21 protein-coding genes are annotated in these 23,795 nt (G+C 55.2%); 2 read left to right on the top strand and 19 right to left on the bottom strand.

Translation table 11 applies throughout. The annotated features are described in order from the left end of the window. Positions 1–8 precede the first annotated feature (8 nt). The 6 genes from pdxH to I6L41_RS01860 all read right to left on the bottom strand — a co-directional run bounded on the left by pdxH (position 9) and on the right by I6L41_RS01860 (position 8,132). Entirely contained in the window at positions 9–647 is a 639-nt protein-coding gene (gene pdxH / locus I6L41_RS01885) for a pyridoxamine 5'-phosphate oxidase (RefSeq protein WP_216961572.1), read from the bottom strand. 176 nt (positions 648–823) lie between these two features. Further along, entirely contained in the window at positions 824–2,950 is a 2,127-nt protein-coding gene (locus tag I6L41_RS01880) for a reprolysin-like metallopeptidase (protein ID WP_216961569.1), read from the bottom strand. Positions 2,951–3,253: 303 nt separating this feature from the next. Next, positions 3,254–3,592 (bottom strand): hypothetical protein, encoded by a 339-nt coding sequence (locus tag I6L41_RS01875; protein WP_201950022.1) that lies wholly within the window; start codon positions 3,590–3,592, stop codon positions 3,254–3,256. Further along, the gene (locus I6L41_RS01870) at positions 3,571–5,535 is read right to left on the bottom strand and encodes a reprolysin-like metallopeptidase (RefSeq protein WP_216961564.1); all 1,965 of its coding nucleotides are present in this window, start codon (positions 5,533–5,535) and stop codon (positions 3,571–3,573) included. The genes I6L41_RS01875 and I6L41_RS01870 overlap by 22 nt, the downstream gene beginning before the upstream one ends. Before the next feature lie 252 nt (positions 5,536–5,787). After that, entirely contained in the window at positions 5,788–6,117 is a 330-nt protein-coding gene (locus I6L41_RS01865) for a hypothetical protein (RefSeq protein WP_120415664.1), read from the bottom strand. After that, positions 6,114–8,132, bottom strand: a complete 2,019-nt coding sequence (locus I6L41_RS01860; protein ID WP_216961561.1) for a reprolysin-like metallopeptidase — start codon at positions 8,130–8,132, stop codon at positions 6,114–6,116. Before I6L41_RS01860 ends, I6L41_RS01865 begins: the two co-directional genes overlap by 4 nt. Before the next feature lie 215 nt (positions 8,133–8,347). On the opposite strand from I6L41_RS01860, the gene I6L41_RS01855 reads away from it, so the two are divergent. Beyond that, positions 8,348–9,559 carry an RsmB/NOP family class I SAM-dependent RNA methyltransferase gene (locus I6L41_RS01855; protein ID WP_216961558.1) on the top strand — a complete coding sequence of 404 codons (1,212 nt, stop codon included), beginning with the start codon at positions 8,348–8,350 and terminating at the stop codon, positions 9,557–9,559. 82 nt (positions 9,560–9,641) lie between these two features. On the opposite strand, the gene I6L41_RS01850 is transcribed toward I6L41_RS01855, so the two are convergent. The 6 genes from I6L41_RS01850 to I6L41_RS01825 form a co-directional block, all read right to left on the bottom strand. Beyond that, positions 9,642–10,025: a RidA family protein gene (locus I6L41_RS01850; RefSeq protein ID WP_216961555.1), complete on the bottom strand. Its 384-nt coding sequence runs from the start codon at positions 10,023–10,025 to the stop codon at positions 9,642–9,644. 69 nt (positions 10,026–10,094) lie between these two features. Then, the gene (pflB, locus tag I6L41_RS01845; RefSeq protein ID WP_216961554.1) at positions 10,095–12,389 is read right to left on the bottom strand and encodes a formate C-acetyltransferase; all 2,295 of its coding nucleotides are present in this window, start codon (positions 12,387–12,389) and stop codon (positions 10,095–10,097) included. A 44-nt stretch (positions 12,390–12,433) separates the two neighbouring features. After that, complete coding sequence (tdcD, locus tag I6L41_RS01840) at positions 12,434–13,792, bottom strand: propionate kinase (RefSeq protein ID WP_302054522.1); 1,359 nt, start codon at positions 13,790–13,792, stop codon at positions 12,434–12,436. A 51-nt stretch (positions 13,793–13,843) separates the two neighbouring features. After that, positions 13,844–15,175: a threonine/serine transporter TdcC gene (tdcC, locus tag I6L41_RS01835; protein ID WP_139407951.1), complete on the bottom strand. Its 1,332-nt coding sequence runs from the start codon at positions 15,173–15,175 to the stop codon at positions 13,844–13,846. A gap of 11 nt (positions 15,176–15,186) precedes the next feature. Next, a complete protein-coding gene (gene tdcB / locus I6L41_RS01830) occupies positions 15,187–16,191 on the bottom strand; it encodes a bifunctional threonine ammonia-lyase/L-serine ammonia-lyase TdcB (RefSeq protein WP_005334660.1) in 1,005 nt (334 codons plus the stop codon). A gap of 359 nt (positions 16,192–16,550) precedes the next feature. Further along, on the bottom strand, positions 16,551–16,895 hold the full coding sequence (locus tag I6L41_RS01825; protein ID WP_005353650.1) for a Grx4 family monothiol glutaredoxin: 345 nt from the start codon (positions 16,893–16,895) through the stop codon (positions 16,551–16,553). Between the two features lie 288 nt (positions 16,896–17,183). Between I6L41_RS01825 and sodB the strand changes: the two genes are divergently transcribed. Then, a complete protein-coding gene (gene sodB / locus I6L41_RS01820) occupies positions 17,184–17,768 on the top strand; it encodes a superoxide dismutase [Fe] (protein WP_019444736.1) in 585 nt (194 codons plus the stop codon). 112 nt (positions 17,769–17,880) lie between these two features. Here sodB and I6L41_RS01815 read toward each other — a convergent pair whose 3' ends face one another. From I6L41_RS01815 to ccmD, 7 genes are all read right to left on the bottom strand, one after another. Next, the gene (locus I6L41_RS01815; RefSeq protein ID WP_005334673.1) at positions 17,881–18,693 is read right to left on the bottom strand and encodes a VacJ family lipoprotein; all 813 of its coding nucleotides are present in this window, start codon (positions 18,691–18,693) and stop codon (positions 17,881–17,883) included. A gap of 85 nt (positions 18,694–18,778) precedes the next feature. Beyond that, a complete protein-coding gene (ccmI, locus tag I6L41_RS01810) occupies positions 18,779–20,047 on the bottom strand; it encodes a c-type cytochrome biogenesis protein CcmI (protein ID WP_139473741.1) in 1,269 nt (422 codons plus the stop codon). Beyond that, complete coding sequence (locus I6L41_RS01805; RefSeq protein WP_019444734.1) at positions 20,044–20,523, bottom strand: cytochrome c-type biogenesis protein; 480 nt, start codon at positions 20,521–20,523, stop codon at positions 20,044–20,046. Before I6L41_RS01805 ends, ccmI begins: the two co-directional genes overlap by 4 nt. An 11-nt stretch (positions 20,524–20,534) precedes the next feature. Further along, positions 20,535–21,065 (bottom strand): DsbE family thiol:disulfide interchange protein, encoded by a 531-nt coding sequence (locus I6L41_RS01800; protein WP_005353655.1) that lies wholly within the window; start codon positions 21,063–21,065, stop codon positions 20,535–20,537. Next, positions 21,062–23,017 (bottom strand): heme lyase CcmF/NrfE family subunit, encoded by a 1,956-nt coding sequence (locus I6L41_RS01795; RefSeq protein WP_139442383.1) that lies wholly within the window; start codon positions 23,015–23,017, stop codon positions 21,062–21,064. Before I6L41_RS01795 ends, I6L41_RS01800 begins: the two co-directional genes overlap by 4 nt. 82 nt (positions 23,018–23,099) lie before the next feature. Then, complete coding sequence (gene ccmE, locus I6L41_RS01790; protein ID WP_216961550.1) at positions 23,100–23,591, bottom strand: cytochrome c maturation protein CcmE; 492 nt, start codon at positions 23,589–23,591, stop codon at positions 23,100–23,102. Continuing rightward, positions 23,588–23,794: a heme exporter protein CcmD gene (gene ccmD, locus I6L41_RS01785; RefSeq protein ID WP_005353657.1), complete on the bottom strand. Its 207-nt coding sequence runs from the start codon at positions 23,792–23,794 to the stop codon at positions 23,588–23,590. Before ccmD ends, ccmE begins: the two co-directional genes overlap by 4 nt. Position 23,795: the final 1 nt, after the last annotated feature.

Here is a 23,795-nt window from a genome sequence, read left to right as displayed (position 1 = left end):
AAGCGCGCTCAGGGAGCCAGACGCTCGATATGCCAGCCATCCCCGTCGCGGGTGTAGTAGAAGCGGTCGTGGAGCCGGTGCTCGCCCCCCTGCCAGAACTCCACCGTCTCGATCACCACCCGGAATCCGCCCCAGAAGCTCGGCAGCGGCACTTCGCCATTGGCAAACTTCTGCTTGAGCTCGAGGAACTTGGCCTCCAGCACGCCACGGGCCGAGATGCGGGTCGACTGCTTGGAGACCCAGGCTGCGATCTGGCTATCCTTGGGACGGCTGTGGAAATACTTCATCACCTCGAAAGTGCTCATCTTATCCACCCGACCGGTCACATGCACCTGACGGTCGAGCGTATGCCAGGGAAAGAGCAGGCTGATACGGGGATTGCCTTCCAGCTGCTGCGCCTTGCGGCTGCCCATGTTGGTGTAAAAGACCATCCCCAGGGCATCGTAGTGCTTGAGCAGCACAGTGCGCTGCCAGGGCTGACCATCGGCATCCACCGTCGCCACCACCATGGCGGTGGGATCGGTCAATTTGGCCTCACAGGCCTGCGCCAACCACTTCTCGAACAGCGCCAGCGGCTCGGCCGGCAGATCGGCCCGGTGCAGCCCGCCACGGGTATACTCACGGCGCAGATCAGCAACATCCATCATCTTGATTTTCCTTCAAATAAATAATGGTTCCACGACCATCAAGAGAGTGACGCAGGCATTGTGCGCTCGATAAAGCGACCTTGTAAACCATACAAAAAAAGCGAAGAGGCTAACGCCTCTTCGCTTGGTTCATCAATTTGCCAAAGATGGGTAATCTCACCCTTGGGTTATCTGGTTTAGTAGCTCATGATCTCACGTCGACGCAGCAGCGCAGCGATACCAAGGCCCAACAGCGCGAACAGACCGGTCGAACCGCCACCACCACCGCCGCCATTGCTTTCAGGCTGGGGAGCCGGTGTATCACTGCTCTTGGTCGCCAGTTTTGGCGTAATGGCATAGAAGATATTGTCGCTACAGGCCAGCTTGAGGCGAACAGCGCTGCCAGCATTGGCCGGAATGGTCACCTCATGGGCGCCATTGTTGTTCACGCCATTGACCAGCGGCTGCCAACTCTTGCCTTCATCGTTGCTATAACTGATATCGACCCGCTGACAGTTGATGCGGCCACCGTCGGTTCCAGCTACTTGCCAGTTCACTGTGGTCGGGCTGCCAACCAGAATACGCTGGTCAGGGGCTGGCAATATCTTGAAGGTTTGTGAACCTGTATCGACCACTTCGACCGAGGTCTCATCATAGGCACCACCACCTTTGCCATCACGGGCCACCAAACGGAAATTCAGAGTGCGCGGTACATTAACCCAGACATCACCTTTCTCAGCTTCCCCTTTTAACTGGGTAGCCAGCGAAGGAAAGTGGCGAACCGGGGATGTTGTCGGCGCGGCGTAACGATAAAGGGGACCGGTAGCAAGGAACCCGGAGCTCAATTGATGGCCACTCGTCGTTGCATCATCACTCAGGTCAACCTGCTCCCAAGTGTAAACAAGTGCATCACCATCAGGGTCACTGCCCTTACCACTCAGGCTAAATGCCACACCTTTAGGGATCACATGCACTGGCGGCACTTCGGTAATTTCCGGCTCCAAATTGTCCCCATTCTGTCTCGGAATAGAGGCGCCACAACGCGATGCGATAGTCGGTGCAAGAATCGCTGCGTCCTTGATTTCGATCTCCCCTTTCTGCGCTTTGGCTTCTCTCGCGATGATATGCTGCAGCATCTGCTCAATCGACTTGCTATGAAAATAAGCCTCGCTGTTGAGATGTACGTTTTGCTCCCCCATCAAACCCGCATAACCCATTATTGAACTACCACTGCCTGGCTCCCATGCCATAGAGGGCTCTCTTTGTGTCCCATTTGCATTGTAGGTATGATTGGCGCCAAATTGATGGCCAATTTCATGCGCAACGAAGTCAATAAAAAATGCATCACCAACAGGATTGATATTTCCTGTAACAGCTTGAGACCTAGATGAATAAAAATATCCTATGTCATCACATAATGACCCAACTCTCGCCGAACCTGCATCTTTACCCGCGGTCAATACATGGCCAAGGTCGAAATAACCAATCTCTCTACTAATCAGTTTCTCTCTCTGAACTCTAGCATTTATAAGAGTATCTCTTGTTTCACCTGGATATCTACCATTCACAAAAGGATCGTCAGCAAGATTTTCGAATATAATATTGTGATTTCCCTCTGCCAATACGAAACGAACCCCCAAGTCCCTTTCATACACCTCATTTAAACGGTTAACCAATACAGCCAGTGAATCCAAGGCTTGCGCCTTGCCGCCAAAGAACTTGGTATATGCACCAGTGGTAGAGAATGCAATGCTGTACTGGGTAAGCGCTGCCTTGCTATAACTAGCCTCGTTACGAGCCGCTTCAGTATTATTTTCTAGATTTTTTTTCGGCTCGGACTTGTCAATGATCTCATTGATATTCTTGCCACTCATTGAATGTGCATCTTTTTTGTAATAGACAGCGTAGGTACCGTTGCGCTGAATATCGACAAACACCTGCTCTCCAGCATGCATAAACATGCCGTTAAAACCGCGTGGAGAAATATTAAAGCGACCGGTATTGCCGGCGGTACCCACTTCATGCCCTTTATAGGTCATGATATCTGGGTATTTTGCTGCCAGCGCAGGCGGTAATACGGAATAGGCTTCCAATTCATATTGCACCATCTTGCCATCAGGCAATGGTAGCGCAATCACGGTTTGGCCCAAGCGCAGATTTTCTAAAAAATCCGGTTCTACCTCAAAGATATTGTATGCGCGAGCCCTTACAGGTTCATCGGCCTGCTTGCTGCGTTTTTCGATCATATGCCATGGGGATGCCAGCGCGATATTGGCTGACATTGCGATGACAACTGAGATTGCATTTATTGTGAACTTCATCATTATTAATCACCTGACTGAACAGCCGGCGAGAATAACGTGACGCAAATCACAATTCAACTTTTTCAATAAAAATTAAATGAATTTTATTTCATTTAAAATCATGCAGTTAGTGAGTTACAGTTTATAAATAGCTCATTTTGTTAGCATTTTCAGCAGTTCTTTTAATAGTGTTAAAACTCCAAAAAATTATATGGAGGCTCATATGTGAGTCATCGAATCATTCCCCTGAGGCTATCACTATGTTTGGAATATTAGAGTTATAACTCCAATCATGCCGATTTACACGCCGTTGTTGAACAGCCACTACGGCCTTGAAATCGCCTCCGGCATGCACCTTTCCAGCATCTGTCGGTTATATCGGGTGGCATAGTCAATCCGCAGCTCAAACTCCGACTCCTTGCCCATCTCAATGACATCACCGAACCCTTTCAGATAACGGACTCCGCACCGGGTTATCGCTTCTGCTTGCAATGACTCCACAACCCCCGGGGCCATACCACCGCGCCCGCCGCGCACGATGAGCCGATAATCCTGAGCAGCAAGACTCTCATCTATTGCCTCGGTCAGTGATGCGGCCACAACAGGCGCTGCGCAGATATATAGAAACAGCAAACTGACGACTAACCGTAATACCTGCGCCATCCAGCTATCCCTCCCATCAGGAGGATCACGATAAGATTCACTGCACCACCACCACCGCCGCCACCCGCATTGTTCTCGGTAATGACAGTTGCACTTTCCGTAGTGGCAGAAGCATTACCTCTTATCCCATTGATAGAGAAAAAAATATTATTGCTGCATGCCAGCTTCAGCCTGGCCGAACTGGTCAACGGTGCAGGCAACACCACACTGGCCGAACCGTTATTGGCAAGCCCGCTTGCCAGCGTAGTCCAAGTAGAACCACCATTCTGTGTCAGTGCCAAATCCACTCTGGGACAATTGAAAGGAGGCTGATCGGTCCCGGCAACATTCCATGTCACTAGCTGAGTGCTACCCGCCACCATGGCGCCGATCTGCGGAGCTGTGATGGCAAATGCCGCGCCGGTATTGATCACCTGAACCACCATTTCATCACTGCTCACCGCCCCCTGACCATCACGTACGGTAAGGCGGAACTGGAGATTGCGATTGGTCGCAGGCCACGCCTCTCCTTTGGCCAAGACACCCGATATCAGAGAGCTCATGGCGGGTAATGTTCTGCGGGGATCCGATGTTGGTGAAACAAAGCGAAACAGCGGGCGGGTTCCATCATCCACCATGGTTGCCACGCTGTAGGATGCATTGCCAAGATCAACCTGCTCCCAAGTGTAACTGAGGGGATGACCATCCAGATCCAGCGCACTACCGACAAGAGTGAAAGGCGTATTGGCGGGGATCACCCTATCGCCCCCCGCATCCACAACCGGCGCGTTATTGGCAAGCGCCAGGTCGGTGCCGCAGGAGGGCAGAGAGGCCATCAGAGCCCGCATCTGCTCGATCGACTTGCTGTGAAAGAAAGGTGTGCTGTTAACCTGCAGATTCTCCTCACCACAGATCCCGGCATAGGCCATGATGGTCGAGCCACTGCCCGGTTCCCAAGCTGAGCTAGCCTTGCGACCCGTGGCACAACTATCGGCCATGCCATTGAAGGAGTGCTCGGCCCCCAGCTGGTGCCCCAATTCGTGAGCCACATAATCAATAAAGAATGCATCGCCGATAGGCTGTGACCCTCCGGTCATGCCCCGTGAACGGCTGAAAGGGTTGCATAAAGATCTCAGGGTCGCCACCCCGCCGCCTGATGTCGCCAGCAGATGGCCCAGATCAAAAGAAGGATTGAGCAACACCCCCTGTTGGGTCTGGTTGATTGCGATATCCTGAGTCGAGTTGGTGAAAGGATCCGTCGCAGGATCGGTGAAAATCACATTATCCGTATCAGCAGCAAGCTGAAACTCGGCCCCCACATCACGGCGATAGACTTCATTGACCCGATTAAGCAGTGTTGCAATGGCCGAGAGTGCTGCAACCTTGGTACCACCGTGATACTGGGTATATTCCCCGGTTGCCGAGATGGCGATGGTGTAGCGCTTGCGCAAATTGCCATCGACCAGCACAGCTCGCTCACGCTCGATACCATGAGGATCAATCACCTGATCCACATCCTGTCGCCGCCAGGCATCTTGCTGTTCATAAACGGCATAAGAGAAACCGTCCTGAAGCGGATCGACATAAAAGGTACGCCCCTGATGGGTAAACATACCGTGAAAACCATGTATGGTGACATCAAATCGGCCTGTATCCGCCGCCCGATCGATAGCCTTCCCACTGTAAGTATTGATAGAAGGGTAGCGCTGGGCCAAAGGCTCCGGGAGCAAGGCATTGGGATGAACATCAAACTGCACCGTAGTGCCATCCGGCAATGGCAAGGTCAATACACTGGCGAGATGCCCGGGTTCAAAAGGCTTGTCAGGAACCACCACTCTGACCTTTTCAGCTCGCACATCATAGATCCCTCCCCTTTCCAAGTTTTCATCCATGAAGGTCCACTGTGGTTCTGCTGCAACCTGAACAGACAAACTGGTGATAATCACCGCAATGCCATGCTTCATAGAGCCTCCTTGCCCTACCTTGGTGACAACAAGTATGGTGCAGCGTCAATTGACGATCTGCGTGACAGACAGAAAAGAAAATTCGCACAAAACTTCTGTCACGCTGAAAAATCGTGCTACACCCGCGCTCCCATCTCAGGCAATACAGACTGGCCCCATTCAACAACGGAAAAAAGTGAAGGCGCCATTGGCGCCTTCACTGATAGATAGGGGGCTGAATATCCCCTTCATTTGGATTGGTTCGTTGGTGTATTACTGCTTGCCAGCGCCCGATGCTATTGGGCAATGAATCACCATACGCTGGTTATACTCGCTGGCGTAAGCGCTCAACTTGGCATGTATCTCTTGCTGACCGGGCCTTATCACATCGCCCAATCCATCCAGATAACGCTTGCCACAGCGCGCCTTGGCCTCTGCCTGCTGCTCGGCTGCAATACCGGGGGCGAACTCTCCCCGCCCGGCTATCACTATCAGGCGGTAATCCTGCCTGGCGAGGTTTGCACTCAGCTCCTGTTCCAGCGTGCTGGCATCGGCCTGACAACCGCCGAGCATGACAAGCAGCAACAGAGGGACTCCCTTCATGTGCGCCTCCGTTGCCAGCCGAGCAGCGCCAGAGCCAGCGCCCACAATCCGATCGCCCCGCCACCACCGCCGCCACCTGAAGTCGAGCCACCTTGCACCAGAGGCAATTTGAGGGGACTGATGGCAAAGAAGATATTGTCGCTGCATGCCACTTTCAGCCTGACGCTGCTGGTGAGATCGGCAGGCAACGTTACCGTTGCTGCGCCGTTATTGGGTTGTCCGGCGGTGAGCATTGTCCAGCTTACGCCCTCATCCTGGGTCACCGAGATGTCCACCTTGCTGCAACTGATCGGCGCCACAGTTGTGCCCGCCACATCCCATGCTACGGCCTGACTGGCCCCCGGAGTGAGAGTCACCCCGTAAAACGGGTTGGTGATGCGAAATGCCGCACCGGTATTGATCACTTGCACTTTCATGTCATCACTAGCAACGCCACCCTGACCATCACGCACCGTCAGTCTGAAATTGAGATCCCGGTTGGTAGTCGGCCAGGCCTCTCCTTTGGCAAGCGTGCCGGAGAGCAGGGATGGCAAACTCGGCAGGATCCGCTCCGGCAATGCCGTGGGAGAGACAAAACGAAACAGCGGCCGGGAGCCATCGTCAATCATGGTGGCGGCACTACTCGATTCAGTACCAAGATCGATCTGCTCCCAGTTGTAGAACAGAGAATCATTATCCAGATCTCCACCAGCCCCTTTTAACATAAAGGCCGTATTGGCAGGGATCACATAGTCCCCCCCTGCAGCTGCCTGCGGGGCATTATTGCTCAACGCGAGTGTGGTTCCACAAGTCGATACGGTCGCCATGTGCGCACGCATCTGCTCGATGGACTTGCTATGAAAATAGGGGGCGCTGTGAGTCTGAATATTCTCATCACCACAAATACCGGCATAGGCCATGATGGAGCTGCCACTACCAGGCTCATAGGCTTGACTCGCAACCCGGGTACCAGCACCGCAACTCCCGGTAGTGCCGTTGAAGGTATGATCAGCACCAAACTGGTGGCCAATTTCATGAGCCACATAGTCAACGAAGAAGGCATCTCCTACCGGTGTAGGTGAACCCGACATCCCGCCCGATTTATCGTTGGTACAAAGCACAGCCAAACCGGCCAGACCACCGCTACCGGTATTGAGTACATGGCCGATATCAAAGTTGCCAAGCTGCATATTGGTGAAATAGTTGGCCTGCACCAGCACGTTCTTGTTGGCATCATTGGCTTCATAGATGTTGCTGACATTGTTCACATAGTTAGGGTTATATCCGTTGTAGAAGGGATCTGTGACTGGATCGGTAAAGATCAGGTTGTCATTGCCACTGGCCAGCACGAATTCGGCGCCCACATCCCGTTGATAGACCTGATTGACGCGGTTGAGCAAGGTCGCAATCGCCGCCATGGTAAGCGCTCTAGAACCACCGTGGTATTGGGTAAATTCTCCTGTCGCCGAAATGGCAATGACGTAGCGCTTGCGAACATTGCCATCCACTTGCACCTTGCGCACCAGTTTGCTGAGCTTGGGCCCTATCACCTCATCTGCAGCCTCTTCCAATCGACTATGGGCATCCTGCTGGTAATAGACGGCGTAGCCTTCGGCATTGCTGAGCGGATCGACAAACACCATCCTGCCCTGATGGCTGAACATGGCGTGGAAACCTTGCGGCCCCAGATCGAAGCGTCCTGTCTCTATCGGATGCGCCGGGTTGTGCCCCTTGAAGGTGCGGATCTGCGGATACTTGGCGGCAAGATCTGCAGGCAGCAAGTCGTAGGCTTCCAGAGCAAAGGTGACCTCCCCCCCATCGGGCAGCGGCAGGGTCAGCTCACTCACCCCGGCTTGCAGCCCGGCAAAATAGTCGAGCGGCACCTTGGCCACCCGAAACTGATTGGCCCGCACCTCATAACCTTGCTCCGCCGTCGCTCTGGCGGCTACTGTGCTCCACTCGCTGGCCATCAGGCTGGTTGACCCCAACAAACTGGCCACCAACAAGGCCAACGAACACTTACTGGTCACATGCATCTTTGTCATCCTTGTAGTCATGCACTTTTTTGAACCATTACCGGCATCATTATCCCGCCGAATCAAAAAGCCCGGCGCCACTGTTTCAGCCACTCACCCATGGGGAGTGTTGCGCCAACCCCGTCTAACCCCTATCATTGCGCGGATTTGTCAATTTTAGAACTGCTCCTCTTCACAAAGGTGCGGTTCATCTTTATCTGGCCAAGGTTAATCTCATGCTCAAGTCCCCACTGTTGCCCCGTTTCGGGGATCTGGTCGTTGCCATCGTTGACGATGTGCTGGGTCAGGGTCTTACCCTCGACCGCGCCTATGCCCGTCACTTCTCCGGCATCGAACTCAAACCGCAAGAACAGGCAAGGATTGCCCTGGTCACCGGCGATCTGCTGCGCCGCCTCAGCCTCTACTGCTTCCTGACCGGCATTCAGGTTCGTCAGGCCGAGAAGAACGTCTGGCCGCTGCTGCACAGCTGGCACGCCTTCCACAAGATAGACCAGCCGAACCACCCGACCCTGGATCGCTTCAACGAGGAGGCGTTCCGTCGCCGCCTGACCGAGGCGAAGAAGAACCCGGTGCTGATGGATGGCTGCCCTGCCTGGCTGGAAAAACTCGGCAGCGAGCAGCTGGGTGAGGCCTGGCCTGCCGAGCGTGCCGCCCTGGCCTGGATGCCCAAGCGCTACCTGCGGGTCAACACCCTCAAGTGCACCCGTGATGAGCTGCAGGCCATGCTGGCCAAAGAGCAGGTCACCACTATTCCGGTTGAAGGTGTGGAGACTGCCCTGCAGGTCACCTCCGACGCAGCCCTGTTCCGCACCAAGGCCTTTGCCGATGGTTGCTTCGAACAGCAGGACGCAGGCTCCCAGCTGGTTGCTGCTGCGCTGGAAGTTGCCCCAGGCATGCGCGTTATCGACGCCTGCGCCGGTGCCGGTGGCAAGACCCTGCATATCGCCGCCATGATGCAGGGCAAAGGCCGTCTGCTGGCAATGGATGTGGAAGAGTGGAAGCTGGAGAACCTCAAGCAGCGCGCCCGTCGCGCCGGTGCCCACAACGTGGAGACCCGGGTCATCACCAGCAGCAAGACCGTCAAGCGCCTCAAAGAGAGCGCCGACCGCGTACTGCTTGACGTGCCCTGTTCCGGTCTTGGCGTACTCAAGCGCAATCCGGATGCCAAGTGGCGTGATACCGCCGAGCGTCTGCCGGTGCTGGTCGCGCTGCAAGAAGAGATCCTGCAGCGTTACAGCCAGATGGTGAAAGTCGGCGGCCTGCTGGTCTATGCAACCTGCTCCATCCTGCCCGAGGAGAACCGCCAGCAGGTGGACAAGTTCCTCGCCGCCAACGAAAACTTCCGTCTGCGTGACGATCACACCGTGAGCCCGTCCGAGACCGGCTTCGACGGCTTCTACATGGCTCGTATCGAACGGATCGCCTGATCTGCCCGATGACCATATAGACAAAAGCGGCTGCCATTGGCAGCCGCTCTGTTTTGGCTTGCTGACACACTCCCGATGGGGGTTACAGCGCAGCAATCGCCTCTATCTCGATCTTCACATCCTTCGGTAACCGAGCAACTTCCACGCAGGATCGAGCCGGATACATGGCATCGTGCTCGGTGAAGAAGTCGTTGTAGACCCGGTTGACCGCAGCAAAGTCGTTCAGATCCGAGACAAACACCGTGGTCTTGAAGATATTGCGCACTTCACCGCCCGCCGCCTCGACAATCGCCTTGACGTTTTGCAGGGAGCGCAGGGTTTGCGCTTCGATACCCTCTGCAATGTCACCGCTCACCGGGTCCAGTGGGATCTGACCGGAGGTGTAGAGGATGTTGCCAATCCGGGTGGCCTGCACATAGGGGCCGATGGCGCTCGGCGCCGCCTTGGTAGTGATAACCTGTCGCATCTGTTACTTCCTCGTGCTGACAAACAAAAAGTAGGCCCGGAGCAAGCTTGCTCACCCCGGGCATGAGAGTTACATCATGTTGGTGAAGGTTCTGGAGATGACGTCCTGCTGCTGCTCGCGGGTCAGGGCGTTGAAGCGCACCGCATAACCGGAGACCCGGATGGTCAGGCTGGGGTACTTGTCCGGATTGTCGATGGCATCCAGCAGCATCTCGCGATTCATCACATTGACGTTGAGGTGCTGACCCCCTTCCACATCCCGCTCATGATGGAAGTAGCCATCCATCAGCCCCACCAGATTGTTCTCGCGATTGGCGGGTTCCTTGCCGAGCGCCCCCGGCACGATGGAGAAGGTGTAGGAGATCCCGTCCTTGGCGTATTTGAACGGCAGCTTGGCTACCGAGGCGAGCGAAGCAACCGCACCCTTGCGATCCCGACCGTGCATCGGGTTGGCTCCCGGGGCAAACGGGGCACCGGCGCGGCGGCCATCCGGGGTGTTGCCGGTCTTCTGGCCATAGACCACGTTGGAGGTGATGGTCAGGATCGACTGGGTCGGTACCGCATTGCGGTAGGTCGGCAACGCCTGGATCTTCTTCATGAAGCGCTCGACCAGATCGCAGGCGATAGAATCGGCCCGCTCGTCATTGTTGCCGTACTGGGGATACTCCCCCTCAATCACGAAATCGACCGCCAGCCCGTCGGCATCGCGTACCGGCTTGACCCTGGCGTACTTGATGGCCGCCAGCGAATCGACCGCCACCGACAGACCGGCGATACCGCAGGCCATGGTGCGATAGACGTCGCGATCGTGCAGCGCCATCAGGGAAGCCTCGTAGCTGTACTTGTCGTGCATGTAGTGGATAAGGTTGAGCGCGCTGATGTACTGCACCGCCAGCCAGTCCATAAAGCTGTCGAGGCTTGCCATGACAGTGGCGTAATCCAGCACCTCGTCCATGATGGGCGCCACTTTCGGGCCGACCTGGATCTTCAGCTTCTCGTCCACCCCGCCGTTAATGCAATAGAGCAGGGTTTTGGCGAGGTTGGCGCGGGCACCGAAGAACTGCATCTGCTTGCCGATCACCATGGGGCTCACGCAGCAGGCAATGGCGTAATCATCGCTCTCGAAGTCGGTGCGCATCAGGTCATCGTTCTCATACTGCAGGGATGAGGTATCGATGGAGAGGCGGGCCGCATAGGTCTTGAAGGCCCGCGGCAATCCTTCCGCCCATAGGATGGTGAGGTTGGGCTCAGGCGCTGGCCCCATGGTCTTGAGGGTGTGGAGGTAGCGGAAGGAGTTCTTGGTCACCAGGGTGCGACCATCCAGCCCCATGCCACCAATCACCTCGGTGGCCCAAATGGGGTCGCCGGAGAAGAGGGAGTCAAACTCGGGGGTACGCAGGAAACGTACCATGCGGATCTTCATGATGAAGTGATCGACCAGCTCCTGGGCATCCTGCTCGCTGATAAGCCCCGCCTTAAGATCCCGCTCGATATAGATGTCGAGGAAGGTGGCAGTACGACCGAGGGACATGGCCCCGCCATTTTGCGACTTCACCGCCGCCAGATAGGCAAAGTAGAGCCACTGCACCGCCTGCTGGGCTGTGCGTGCTGGCCCGGAGATGTCAAAGCCATAGCTGGCTGCCATCTGCTTGATCTGCACCAGTGCCCGCTTGTGCTCGGCCAGCTCCTCGCGCTGGCGGATCACCTGCTCCAGCAGCTCTCCCCGCTCGAGCGCCGGTTGCAGATCGGCAAACTGCAACTCCCGCTCACGGATTAGATAATCTATGCCATAAAGCGCGACCCGACGATAATCTCCGATAATGCGACCACGGCCGTAACCATCCGGCAAACCGGTCAAAATTCCTGATTTTCGGCAGCGCAACATCTCGGGAGAGTAGACGTCGAACACGCCCTGGTTATGGGTTTTGCGCAATTCGCTGAAGGTATATTCAAATTCGGGATCCATCTCCCGGCCATATGCTTCAAAAGAGCTGCGGATCATATTTACGCCGCCAAACGGGTGCAGCGCTCTTTTAAGGGGCTTGTCGGTTTGCAGGCCAACAATTTTTTCCAGCCCCTGCTCGATATAGCCCGGCCCGTGGGCGGTGATGGTCGTGGCAATATTGGTATCAAAATCGACCGGCGCGTGGGTGGCATTCTCAATGCGGATCCCCTCCATCACCTTATTCCACAAAGTGGTGGTCGCTTCGGTGGCATCCGCTAAAAACTGTTCGTCACCTTCATAGGGGGTGTAGTTCTGCTGGATAAAATCACGAACGTTGATCTCGTGCTTCCAGTTGTCACCGGCAAAACCTTGCCATGCCTGACGGAATTTATCCTGATCCAATTGCATATCAACTTTCATCAAATAAACCTCATTCACTACTCATGACACTACAGTGGAAGATGTCAGACGCACTCGGCCTGACGAACCTGCTGCCCCAGACGAATGGCATCCAGCGCGATCATTTTCTCTTCATTGGTGGGAATAACCGCCGCCAGCACCATGGACTCTGCCGCCGAAATAATCCGACAACCCTCGCTATTGGGACGCTGGTTAAACGGCTCGCTGATCGCTACGCCAAATACCTGAAGTCGTTCGCATACCAGCTTTCTGATAAAGGCCGAGTTTTCGCCAATACCGCCGGTGAAAATAACGGCATCCAGTCGGCGCAATGAGGTGGCATGACCACCGATATGGCGGGCAATACGATGGGCAAAGGCGTGAATGGCCAATTTCGCCCCAGGATGTCCTTCGTGATAGGCAGCTTCCAATACCCGCATATCTGAGGAGAGCCCCGAAATACCTAGCAGGCCGGACTGCTTGTTCAATACCCGCTCGATATCCTCGATAGATTGTCCTGTCTTGCTGGCGATATAGGCCAGCGCGCCAAAATCGATATCGCCGCTGCGGCTGCCCATGATCAACCCCTCCAGCGGCGTCATCCCCATCGAGGTATCGACGCTCTTGCCATCCTGTACCGCACAAATAGAGGCGCCATTGCCCAGATGGGCGATGACCAGACCGGCATGCTGCTCATCCAGCCCCATAAATACGCAGGCCTGCTCGGCCACATAGCGATGGGAGGTGCCATGGAAGCCATAGCGGCGCACGCCGTAATCCTGCAAATATTGGTAAGGCAGCCCATAGATATAGGCTTCCGGCTTCAGGGTCTGGTGAAAACCGGTATCAAATACCGCAATTTGGGGTTGTGTGGGAAATAGCTGACGAGCCGCCATCACACCGCATAAATTGGCGTGATTGTGCAGGGGAGCCAAGGGTGACACCTGCTTTATTTTGGCCAATACATGTTCATCAATGATGGCCGCTTCGCTAAATTCACTACCACCATGAGCAATTCGATGACCCACCAGTGCAATGGCATCCAGCAGATCCCGTTTTTTCAATTCCGCCGCGATGGCAGCCAATGCACAGGTGTGGTTATTTTCAGCTAATGGCATTGCGGGCTCTTTACCCACTTGCAATTGTGGATGGGCTGTCTCAATACCATCCGCAATACCGTAGATCACCACCTCGCAGGTTTTATTATCCAGTACTGAGAATTTGACCGACGAAGAGCCGCAATTGATAACCAGAACCAACGAATCAAACTTCATTACATCGCCTCGATATTTATGATGTCGAGTCACTGCAGTCAGAGCATCTTTGCCACTGTGTTTGGTGGCCAAATCACGGATAGCCTTGCCCTGGGCCCAAATAATTGGGCCAACCAAGAACAGGTTATTGCGCACTTCTGACTGCGCCATGCAGACCCCACCAGGGGGGCCTGAATGGCTGATGACTTGCAGAAAAGGTTTTCAGAACAGCTTGGAAACTATATTCAGGATGGTCAGCACACCGATGATGGTGACAAACAGGTTGCTGGCCTGACCTTTATATTTTGCAAGTGCCGGTGTCTTGCTCACCGCATACATCGGCAGCAGACAGAGCAGGGAAGCGATGATTGGCGCCCCCATTGCCTCAATCAGGTCGAGGATGTTGGGGTTCACATAAGCAACCAGCCAGGTGGAGCCCATGATGAACAACATACTGACCATGTTGAGTTTTTTACTGGAAACCTTGCTCTTGTCGCCCTGGTAGCCAAAGCGGAGGATGAGGCCGTTCAACCCTTCCAGCGTCCCCAGATAGTGGCCAAAGAAGGATTTGAAGATGGCAACTAGCGCAATGATGGACGCCGCATACTCCAAAGTGGTGGCAAACGCAGACTTGCTGCCCGTCATTGAAGAGAAGTGGTTGGCCAGATAGGAGAGCACCGGAATGTTCTGGGCTTTGGCTTCCGCCATATTTTGCGGTGACAGGGTAAAGAGGCAGCTGAAGGCAAAGAACATCACCACGGCCACCATCAGCATGCTGGCACCGGAGATAATCTTCGAGCAGCGCTTCTCGGTAAAATCACGACCGAACTCCTGCTCATACTCTTCCCGTTTGGAGACGATGAAAGAGGAGACAATCGGCGAGAAGTTGAAGGAGAAGACCATGATGGAGATCCCCAGCCAGACGGTAACCAGAATACCATCGTGACCAAACATCGATATCTCGCTCAGATTGACCTGATCAAAGACGGCACTGTTCCAGTACGGGACAAGGGAGAGAGAGATAACGATCAGACTGGCAATAAAGGGAAAGACCAGATAGCTCATCACCTTGACCATCAGATCTTTACCGAAGTAGATCACGAATGCCATCAACATCAACAATGCCAGTGCAACCACACCTCGATTAAGCGGAACCAACTGTAGTTGATGCTCCCAAAATGCCATAAAGGTATTGGTGATCGTCACACCATATATCCACAGCAGTGGGCAAATGGCAAAGAAATAGAGGAAGGTAATTACTACCCCACCCATTTTGCCAAAATGCTCTTCAACGGTCTCGGTAATATTTGCCGATGGATTAATGCCAGAAAGACATAATCTGGCCAACGCTCTGTGGCAATAAAATGCAATGGGGTAAGCCAGCACCAGCATGATTAATATTGGGATCAGGCCACCATATCCGGCCCGGATTGGAAAGAACAAGACCCCCGCCCCGATAGCAGTACCGAACAGACCTAATCCCCATGTGGTATCCGATTTACGCCATGCACGCGTATTCTCTTTACTGCCAGTGACAACACTGTCTAATATCATGACTGCATTCCTTACAGGCTAAATTGACGAATATTGTTCTGTTCGATAATTTCGGCGATCCGGGTCAGATCAATATTGCCACCCGAAATAATGCTGACGGTCTTTTTACCTTCGACATAATGTTTCAGCTTGCCACTGAGCAGCGCTGCCGAGGCCAGAGCTCCCGCCCCTTCGGTAATCACCTTGTTGCGCTGAATAAGGTCAACCATGCTATGACGAATATCATCCTCGGTGACCAGTACAATATCATCCACCAATTGTTTGACGATTTCGAAGGTCAGTGAACCGGGTCTTGCCACATCACAGCCATCGGCCAGCGTGCTGCTGGTTCTGTGATTGGTCATGGTACCGGCATAGAAAGAGGCCGCCATACCGTGCACATTCTCGGATTGCACACCAATCACCTTGATGGTCGGATTAATAGATTTGATAGCCATGGCAACACCGGCAATCAAACCACCGCCACCGATCGGCACTATGATGTTATCGACATCATACAAATCTTCGATAATTTCCAGGCCAATGGTGCCCTGGCCGGCAATTACTTTTGCATCGTCGAAGGGGGGGATAAATACGCGGCCTTCCATCTCCACGATTTCGCTGACTTTGGCAATGGTGTCATTGAAGCTATTTCCATGGAGGATCACTTTGGCTGAATAGTCACTGGTTGCAGCAATTTTTGATTTGGGGGCACAGCAAGGCATGACCACCTTGGCATCAATTCCCAGCATAGCACTGGAGAGTGATACACCTTGGGCATGATTGCCCGCCGAGCAGGCGACAACACCTTTTTGTCGGTCTTCCAGACTTAATGAACTGAGTTTGTTGAAGGCACCACGAATTTTAAAAGAGCCTGTACGTTGCATGTTTTCAAGCTTGAGGTAAACCTCGCCATGGCAACGTTCGCTGATGTAGTTAGAGGGTAGTTGCGCGGTCTTGTATATATGATTGGTCAGTCTTTTTTTGGCTTCAGTAATATCATGAAGACCAATGGGCAGATTGCTATACATCTTCATCGCAAATCTCTTTTTATTTATTAATTTGTAGGGTTTTATTTCACAGGGCGAAGCGATACTAGGTTCTATCACTTGCAATTAATGTGAGCATAAACACAAAAAAATCTACAAAGAGACTGCGTTACGGTGAAATTATCAAAAAATGTGATGACAGCAACACTTGAATCCAAATGGATTAAAAAAAGTAATCAGATATTGGCAATCAATATGATTAACAACTCAAAAACAAAGCCGTAAAGATTAGATTTTTCAGGGCAATTGCGTTGCTTTTTGCAACCGGCAATCAGTTGCTTGCCTGCCAGAACCGGGACAATAAAAAAGGGAGCCTATAAGGCTCCCTCTCGACAACACAGAACCGATTACTCGGCTGCTGCATCATCTTTCTTGTACTTGGCAGCAGTCTCTTTGATCAGAGCCTGCAGCTCGCCAGCCTGGAACATCTCGATCATGATGTCACAGCCACCGATCAGCTCACCTTCAACCCACAGTTGGGGGAATGTCGGCCAGTTGGCGAATTTTGGCAATTCGGCGCGGATATCCGGATTCTGCAGGATATCAACGTAGGCAAACGGCTCGCCGCAGGACATCAGAGCCTGGGAGGCCTGGGCAGAGAAGCCACAGCTGGGTAGCTTGGGGGAGCCCTTCATGTAGATGATGATGGGGTTGTCAGCCAGCTGCTGCTTAATCTTTTCAATAGTTTCCATAGGTGCCTCACTAGAGCGATTTCGGCGGCCATTCTACTGCAATCTTGCCCGAGCACAAACTGACAAAGGGGTGACTCGGCTCGAATTGTGCAAAGAACCCACACAGGATTGATCGCGATCATGGCGCCAATCAAGAGTTGTTAGGCCATCTTTGATACTGCTACAATCCCTTGGCTCTGGGCTACCCAGCCCCATCATTTTAAAAACAACTCTTTTCAAATATAGAAAAGAGTACGCAATGTCTTGCAACCGTCGCCTTCGCACGGTCCAGCCAATGGAGAGTAGAAAATGGCATTCGAACTTCCCGCTCTGCCCTATGCAATCAACGCTCTGGAACCGCACATCTCCCAGGAGACCCTGGAATACCACCACGGCAAGCACCACAACACCTACGTGGTCAACCTGAACAATCTGGTGCCGGGTACCGAGTTTGAAGGCAAGTCTCTGGAAGAGATCATCAAGACCTCCAACGGCGGCATCTTCAACAACGCTGCCCAGATCTGGAACCACACCTTCTACTGGCACTGCCTCTCCCCGAATGGCGGTGGCGAGCCGACTGGCGCCCTGGCTGAGGCCATCAACAAGGCATTCGGCTCCTTCGCCGAGTTCAAAGATGCCTTCACCAAATCTGCCATCGGCAACTTCGGTTCCAGCTGGACCTGGCTGGTGAAGAAAGCTGACGGCTCTCTGGCTATCGTCAACACCTCCAACGCTGGCTGTCCGCTGACTGAAGCCGGTACCACCCCGCTGCTGACCGTTGACCTGTGGGAGCACGCCTACTACATCGACTTCCGCAACCTGCGTCCGAAGTACATGGAAACCTTCTGGGCTCTGGTTAACTGGGAATTCGTGGCCAAGAATCTGGCTGCCTAATCAGCCTCGCTTGCCAAAACGCCCCGCACTGCGGGGCGTTTTTTTATCTCGATATGGCTGCGAAAATGAATAAGGCGCCCGCAGGCGCCTTTTACATATCGAGATGACCCGCTTACTGGTCCAGCTCGTCCATGTATTCATCCAGATTGGCATCGTCAGCCTGCTCTTGCTGAGACGCTTTCAGCTCGGTCTGCTTGCCCGTCACCTTGCCCTGGTTATATTGCAGGTAGAAGTCCTTGGTCAGCGCATAAGGATCGAGGGAGTTGTCGATGATCCGCTCCTGATCGATCAGCTTGGCACGTGTGCCCAAGCCATCCAGTGCCCAATGTGCAACCTTCATCGGGAAGGTTAACAAGGCATAGGGGAAGTAGAAGCTGTCAATCGCATCGCCAACCAGCTCCCGGGTGGTAGTCGGGCCGTAAACAGGCACCATGATGTAGGCACCATTACCGATATCGGCCCTGCCCAGCACGGTATCCATCTCCAGCTTGTTGCGCTCAAGGCCGGCATGTTTGGCCACATCGAAGATACCCAGCAGACCGACCGTGGTGTTGAGTGTAAAGCGCCCCAGGTTGGTGCCTGCCCCTTTCAAATCACCGGTGATCAGATGGTTCACCATGCTGCTTGGCTCATCAAAGTTGGCAACAAAGTTGGCAATGCCATCCTTCACCCCTACCGGAATGTAGCGGGCATAGGCATGTACCACAGGACGTGCCACATAGGGCTCCAGCACATCATAGTTGACCGCCCACATGGCCCGGTTGGCCCCCTGGAAGGGATCGCGCGGATCGGCCGCCGTACTGGTTGCACCCGGATTATTCATGCCGGGATTGAGATCCAGACTCTCTGGGCCAGGCTTGGGTGGGCCACCGGCACAGCCAGCCAGCAAGAGGGCTGCCAGTATGGCCCCTGAACGAAGATACATATGATTGTCCTGACGTTTTATTTTGATTTATCAGAAGTATAGATAACCCGGCCCCCATCCAGGGGCCGGGTTATCCAAAGGCATATTAGAGGGCGTGATCGATGCGGATGTCAATCGGAGCAGCAGGGATCTCGGCCGTCTTGACCGGCACGGATACCCCTTCGAAGGCTCCTTCCTTGTTCATAACATTGCCACCGCGCGAGAGACGTGCCTTGAACTGCAGCTCCGGATAGGCCGCCAGTTTGCTGCCTTCCATCATGGCATCGCCATCCCCTAGTGACAGGGTTACAGGCAAGGTTGGCCCTGCGATACGCTTCACGGCGATGGGCATGGGCGGCCCGTTGGGCACCACGGCAAAGACGAAGAGATGGGCATCTTCCGGCATCTGAATGCCCGCCGCCAACGTGACGTGGATGGGGAATTCCCCCTCCTTCACCGCCAGCGGTTGTCCCTCAACTGCGCCCGCTTTGGCTGCGCCTGAATTCGTCACCTCGATGCCGCGCTGCTTGAGCTGCGCGCGGGCATACTCCATGGAGCGCTCGACCATCACGTAACGGGGGGTACCTTTCTCCATCAGTGGCAACATCGCCTGCCAGCGAGCCAGCGCGGTCTGGAACTCCTCTTTTTGCAGCGCCATAAAGGCATAGACGGAACGCGCTTCGATATTTTCCGGATCCTGCGCGATAGCAGCCTGCAACAGGGCATCCGCTTGCGCCTCATTCCCCGTCATCATCAGCGCCTGCGCGTAGGGCACCGCCACCAGCGATTTCTGGGGGGCAAGCGTGTAGGCCCGCTCCAGCGCCTCGCTGGCCATCTCGGGATCATTGCCATCCAGCGCCAAACGTCCCAGCAGCAGCCAGCCGCGGTAGTCGTTCGGTTCATCCTTGAGGCGGGTACGCAGTGCCAGCGTGAAATCCAGCAGATCCTGCTCGGTCACCTGGGCATCGCGTTCCACCAGAATGCGGTTGCTCAGCTCACCAAGACGGCTGCTGGCATCTTGCCAGCGACTCACCTCTTGCCAGGAGCCCAACTTGTAATAGAGCCCCAGACTCACCACCAACAGCACCAGCACACCCGGGATCCAGATCAGACTCTTGCCACTGCGGGCGGTCTGCTCCACATCAGGGATATCATCCAAGAGGCTTCGTTGAAGCTCGACCAGCGAGTCGGACTCCTCAGCCAGGACACCCTGCTCGCGCTCTTCGCCAATTTCCAGCAGCCGCTGGCGATAGAGCTGTTTGTTGAGCGCCGAGCGACTGATGCTCTGTTTGCCTTCACCACGCCACAGCGGCACGACGAGCGCCAGACTCACCAGCACCAGCAAGCCCGCAATCACTATCCAAAAAGCGGTCATTGTTTCTCTTCCTCTTTGAGCAGCTCGGCCAGTCGGCGCTGCTCCTCCTCGCTCAGGGCGTTATCCAGTTGTTTTTTCACCGCAGGGGACCGGCGACTGCGCATCACGACCACGGCGCCACCGATTAGGATCACCAGCAGCGGACCGAGCCAGAGGATCAGGGTGGAGGCCATCAGGGGCGGGTTATAGAGGATAAAGTTGCCGTAGCGGGCCACCATGTAATCCACGATCTCCTCTTTATCCTTGCCCTCGCGCACCATCTGGTAGGTCTTGTCGCGCAAGTCCTTGGCCAGCCCCGCATTGGAGTCGGCGATATCCTGGTTCTGACACTTGGGGCAACGCAGCTCCTTGGTCAGTTCGCGAAAGACCTGCTCCTGATTGTCGTTGTCGAAGGTGTAGACATCGATAGCGGCCATGGCCGGCGCTTGCACCACCCATCCCAGCAACAGCAGCAGGGAAGCAATAAATACTCTCATCAGTACTCCCCTCACTTCATGGCATCAAAGATGGGTTTGAGGGTCGACGCCCAGTTCTCGGGGTTGATATCCCCCACGTGGCGATACCGGATGATCCCCTTGCTGTCGATAAAGAAGGTCTCCGGCGCGCCGTATACCCCGAGATCCAGCCCCAGCATGCCGTCCGGATCATAGAGGTTGACCTGATAGGGGTTGCCCAGCTCCGCCAGCCACTTGATCGCCTTGTCGCGCTCATCCTTGTAGTTCATGCCGATGATGGGAATACCCTGTCCCGCCAGCTGTTTGAGGTAGGTGTGCTCGCCATAGCAGGTGGGGCACCAGGTGGCCCAGACGTTGAGCAACATGGGGCGACCGGTCAGGATACTGCGATCGTGCTGCTTGTTCAGATCGTAAATGTCCTGCAGGGTGAACACCGGCACCTCTTTGCCCACCATCACGGACTCAAGCTTGGTGGGATCGGAGTAGAGCCCTTTGAACAGGAACACAGCCCCCAGCAAAAAGACGATAAAGGGGATTAAAAACAACCAGGTCTTTTTGTTCATGCCTTGGCCTCCTCCTCACGACGGCCGAAACGGTAACGCTTGTCCAGCATCGCCAGCACGCCACCAATAGCCATAAAGACGCCGCCGAACCAGATCCAGCGCACGAACGGCTTGTAGTAGATCCGCACCGCCCAGGCACCGTTGTCGAGCTGTTCCCCCAGCGCCGCATAGAGATCGCGGGTGATACCGGCATCGATGGCCGCTTCGGTCATCGGCATCCGGCTCACCTTGTACATCCGCTTCTCGGGCTTGAGCAGGGCGACCTGCTTGCCATTGCGGTGCACTTCCAGAACGCCCTTGAAGCCATCGTAGTTGGGGCCGTTCTTCTCCTTGATCCCGGCAAAGACGAACTCGTAATCGGCAAAGTGCACCCGATCACCCGCCTGCATCCGCAGATCCTTCTCGATGCTGTAATTCTGGGTGCAGGCGATACCTATGATGCTGACTGCCAGCCCCACATGGCCGAGGATCATGGCCCAGTGGCTGTTGCCAAGCTTGCGCACACCGACTGCAAAGCTGTGCTTGTGGGTCGCTCGCGCCCAGGTCTCCTGCACGCTGGTGACGATGATCCAGGCCCCCAGACCAATCCCTACCGCCGCCCACGGCTTGAAGGTTTCGGCAAAGAGCAGCGGCAACAGCAAGGCTGCGGCCAGACTCAGCACCAGTGCCACAACCACCTTGCTTTTGAGTTCCCCCAACTCCTGACGACGCCAGCGAAACAGCGGGCCAACCCCCAGCAGCAGGGCAAACGGGATGATCAGCCAGCTGTAGATGTGGTTGAAGAAGGGTGTACCGATAGAGATGCTGCCCAGCCCCAGCTCCTTGTGCACCAGCGGCAGCAAGGTACCGAGCAGCACGGTCAGCAGACCTGCAACCAGCATGATGTTGTTGCAAAGCAGCAGGGTCTCGCGGCTCCACAGCTCGTGTTTGCCGTGGCTCTTCACTTGCGAGCCTTTAAAGGCAAACAGCAGCAAGGATGAGCCGATCACCGCCAGCAGGAAGCCGAGAATAAACAGACCGCGGGTCGGATCGGAGGCAAACGCATGAACCGACACCAACACGCCGGAGCGCACCAGGAAGGTACCCAGCAGGCTCAGCGAGAAGGCGGAGAGGGCCAGCAGCACGGTCCACGCCTTGAAGGTGGCGCGCTTCTCGCTCACCGCCAGCGAGTGCAGCAGAGCGGTACCCGCCAGCCAAGGCATAAACGAGGCGTTTTCTACCGGATCCCAGAACCACCAGCCGCCCCAGCCGAGCTCGTAGTAGGCCCACCAGGAGCCGAGCACGATGCCGAGGGTCAGGAATACCCAGGCCGCCATGGTCCAGGGGCGCGACCAGCGGGCCCAGGTCGCATCGAGACGACCGGTCATCAGCGAAGCAATGGCAAAGGCAAACGCCACCGAGAAGCCCACATAACCCATGTAGAGCATCGGCGGATGGAAGATAAGACCCGGATCCTGCAGCAGCGGATTGAGGTCACGACCATCTACAGGGAAATAGGGCAAGGTGCGGGTGAATGGATCGGAGGTGAACAGCACGAATGCAGTGAAGCCGACCGAGATCAGCCCCAGCACGCCGAGTACCCGAGCCACCGCATCGAGCGGCAGACGGCGACTGAACATGGCCACCGCCGCAGTCCAGCCCCCTAAGGTCAGAACCCACAGCAGCAGGGAACCTTCGTGGGCGCCCCATACGGCGGAAATGCGATAGGCGAGCGGCAGCAGGCTGTTGGAGTTAGTGGCCACATACTGCACGGTAAAGTCGTTATCGATAAAGGCCCAGGTCAGGCAGAGAAACGACAGCAGCAGCAACAAAAACTGGGCATAGGCGAGCGGACGGGCCGCCGACATCATGCCAAGACGCCCCCAACTTGCGCCAAGCAGCGGATAGCTACCCAGCAACAGGGAGGTGGCAAAGGCCAGGATCAGCGCAAACTGTCCTAATTCCGGGATCATGAAGGCATTCCTTTCAATTGAACGGTGACAACAGCCGCACCACGCACGGCAGGCAAAGCGGAAAAGGCAAACACCACAGGGATCACTGTTTGGCTCCCTTCAACTGCGCCTCGGTATACTCCGGCTTGAAGTGCATACCGTTGGTGGCATCGGCCACTTCCGGCGGCATGTAGTTCTCATCGTGCTTGGCCAGCACCTCGAACGCCTCTACGGTCGTGGCATCCTTGAGGGTGCCCTGGGCAACAATCCCCTGCCCTTCACGGAACAGATCCGGCAGGATGCCGTCAAACTCGACCTTGACCAAATGACCGCCGTTATCCACCAGCTTGAAGGCAACCTTGAGGCTCTGGGGATCCCGCTGTACCGACCCCGGCACGACCAATCCACCGATGCGCAGGCGCTGCCCCTCTTCCGGTTTGATCTTGTCCAGCCCCTTCCCTTCCACCAGCTCGCTCGGGGTGTAAAAGAGGTCGATATTCTGACTGAGGGCGTAGAGCACCAGCCCGCTGACGGTCGCCAGACCCAGGGTGATGGCAAGAATGATGGTGAGGCGTTTTTTGCGTCTCGGATTCATAGGGTGTTCTCCATCTGCTGTGCCGCCTTGCGACGGGCCTCACGCGCCTGTTTGCTGCGTAACTCGGCGAGCAGGCTGCGGGTTTTCATGCGGGTAGAAATGATGATGCCGACCAGACACACCAGCGTCAGGCCAAATGAGAGCCAGACATAGAAGGCGTAACCGCCCATCGCCATAAAATCACTGAAAGAGGCAAAGTGCATG

The organism is Aeromonas sp. FDAARGOS 1411, assembly GCF_019047125.1.
In the GTDB taxonomy this organism is placed as follows: domain Bacteria; phylum Pseudomonadota; class Gammaproteobacteria; order Enterobacterales; family Aeromonadaceae; genus Aeromonas; species Aeromonas veronii.
Note: the sequence above shows the minus strand (reverse complement) of the source record. Positions and strands in the feature narration are given on the sequence as shown.

Excerpts from the sequence above, each read along its gene's own strand:
- pdxH (WP_216961572.1), bottom strand. The coding sequence starts at position 647 with ATGATGGATGTTGCTGATCTGCGCCGTGAGTATACCCGTGGCGGGCTG.
- I6L41_RS01880 (WP_216961569.1), bottom strand. The coding sequence starts at position 2,950 with ATGATGAAGTTCACAATAAATGCAATCTCAGTTGTCATCGCAATGTCA.
- I6L41_RS01875 (WP_201950022.1), bottom strand. The coding sequence starts at position 3,592 with ATGGCGCAGGTATTACGGTTAGTCGTCAGTTTGCTGTTTCTATATATC.
- I6L41_RS01870 (WP_216961564.1), bottom strand. The coding sequence starts at position 5,535 with ATGAAGCATGGCATTGCGGTGATTATCACCAGTTTGTCTGTTCAGGTT.
- I6L41_RS01865 (WP_120415664.1), bottom strand. The coding sequence starts at position 6,117 with ATGAAGGGAGTCCCTCTGTTGCTGCTTGTCATGCTCGGCGGTTGTCAG.
- I6L41_RS01860 (WP_216961561.1), bottom strand. The coding sequence starts at position 8,132 with ATGCATGTGACCAGTAAGTGTTCGTTGGCCTTGTTGGTGGCCAGTTTG.
- I6L41_RS01855 (WP_216961558.1), top strand. The coding sequence starts at position 8,348 with ATGCTCAAGTCCCCACTGTTGCCCCGTTTCGGGGATCTGGTCGTTGCC.
- I6L41_RS01850 (WP_216961555.1), bottom strand. The coding sequence starts at position 10,025 with ATGCGACAGGTTATCACTACCAAGGCGGCGCCGAGCGCCATCGGCCCC.
- pflB (WP_216961554.1), bottom strand. The coding sequence starts at position 12,389 with ATGAAAGTTGATATGCAATTGGATCAGGATAAATTCCGTCAGGCATGG.
- tdcD (WP_302054522.1), bottom strand. The coding sequence starts at position 13,792 with ATGGCGCAGTCAGAAGTGCGCAATAACCTGTTCTTGGTTGGCCCAATT.
- tdcC (WP_139407951.1), bottom strand. The coding sequence starts at position 15,175 with ATGATATTAGACAGTGTTGTCACTGGCAGTAAAGAGAATACGCGTGCA.
- tdcB (WP_005334660.1), bottom strand. The coding sequence starts at position 16,191 with ATGAAGATGTATAGCAATCTGCCCATTGGTCTTCATGATATTACTGAA.
- I6L41_RS01825 (WP_005353650.1), bottom strand. The coding sequence starts at position 16,895 with ATGGAAACTATTGAAAAGATTAAGCAGCAGCTGGCTGACAACCCCATC.
- sodB (WP_019444736.1), top strand. The coding sequence starts at position 17,184 with ATGGCATTCGAACTTCCCGCTCTGCCCTATGCAATCAACGCTCTGGAA.
- I6L41_RS01815 (WP_005334673.1), bottom strand. The coding sequence starts at position 18,693 with ATGTATCTTCGTTCAGGGGCCATACTGGCAGCCCTCTTGCTGGCTGGC.
- ccmI (WP_139473741.1), bottom strand. The coding sequence starts at position 20,047 with ATGACCGCTTTTTGGATAGTGATTGCGGGCTTGCTGGTGCTGGTGAGT.
- I6L41_RS01805 (WP_019444734.1), bottom strand. The coding sequence starts at position 20,523 with ATGAGAGTATTTATTGCTTCCCTGCTGCTGTTGCTGGGATGGGTGGTG.
- I6L41_RS01800 (WP_005353655.1), bottom strand. The coding sequence starts at position 21,065 with ATGAACAAAAAGACCTGGTTGTTTTTAATCCCCTTTATCGTCTTTTTG.
- I6L41_RS01795 (WP_139442383.1), bottom strand. The coding sequence starts at position 23,017 with ATGATCCCGGAATTAGGACAGTTTGCGCTGATCCTGGCCTTTGCCACC.
- ccmE (WP_216961550.1), bottom strand. The coding sequence starts at position 23,591 with ATGAATCCGAGACGCAAAAAACGCCTCACCATCATTCTTGCCATCACC.
- ccmD (WP_005353657.1), bottom strand. The coding sequence starts at position 23,794 with ATGCACTTTGCCTCTTTCAGTGATTTTATGGCGATGGGCGGTTACGCC.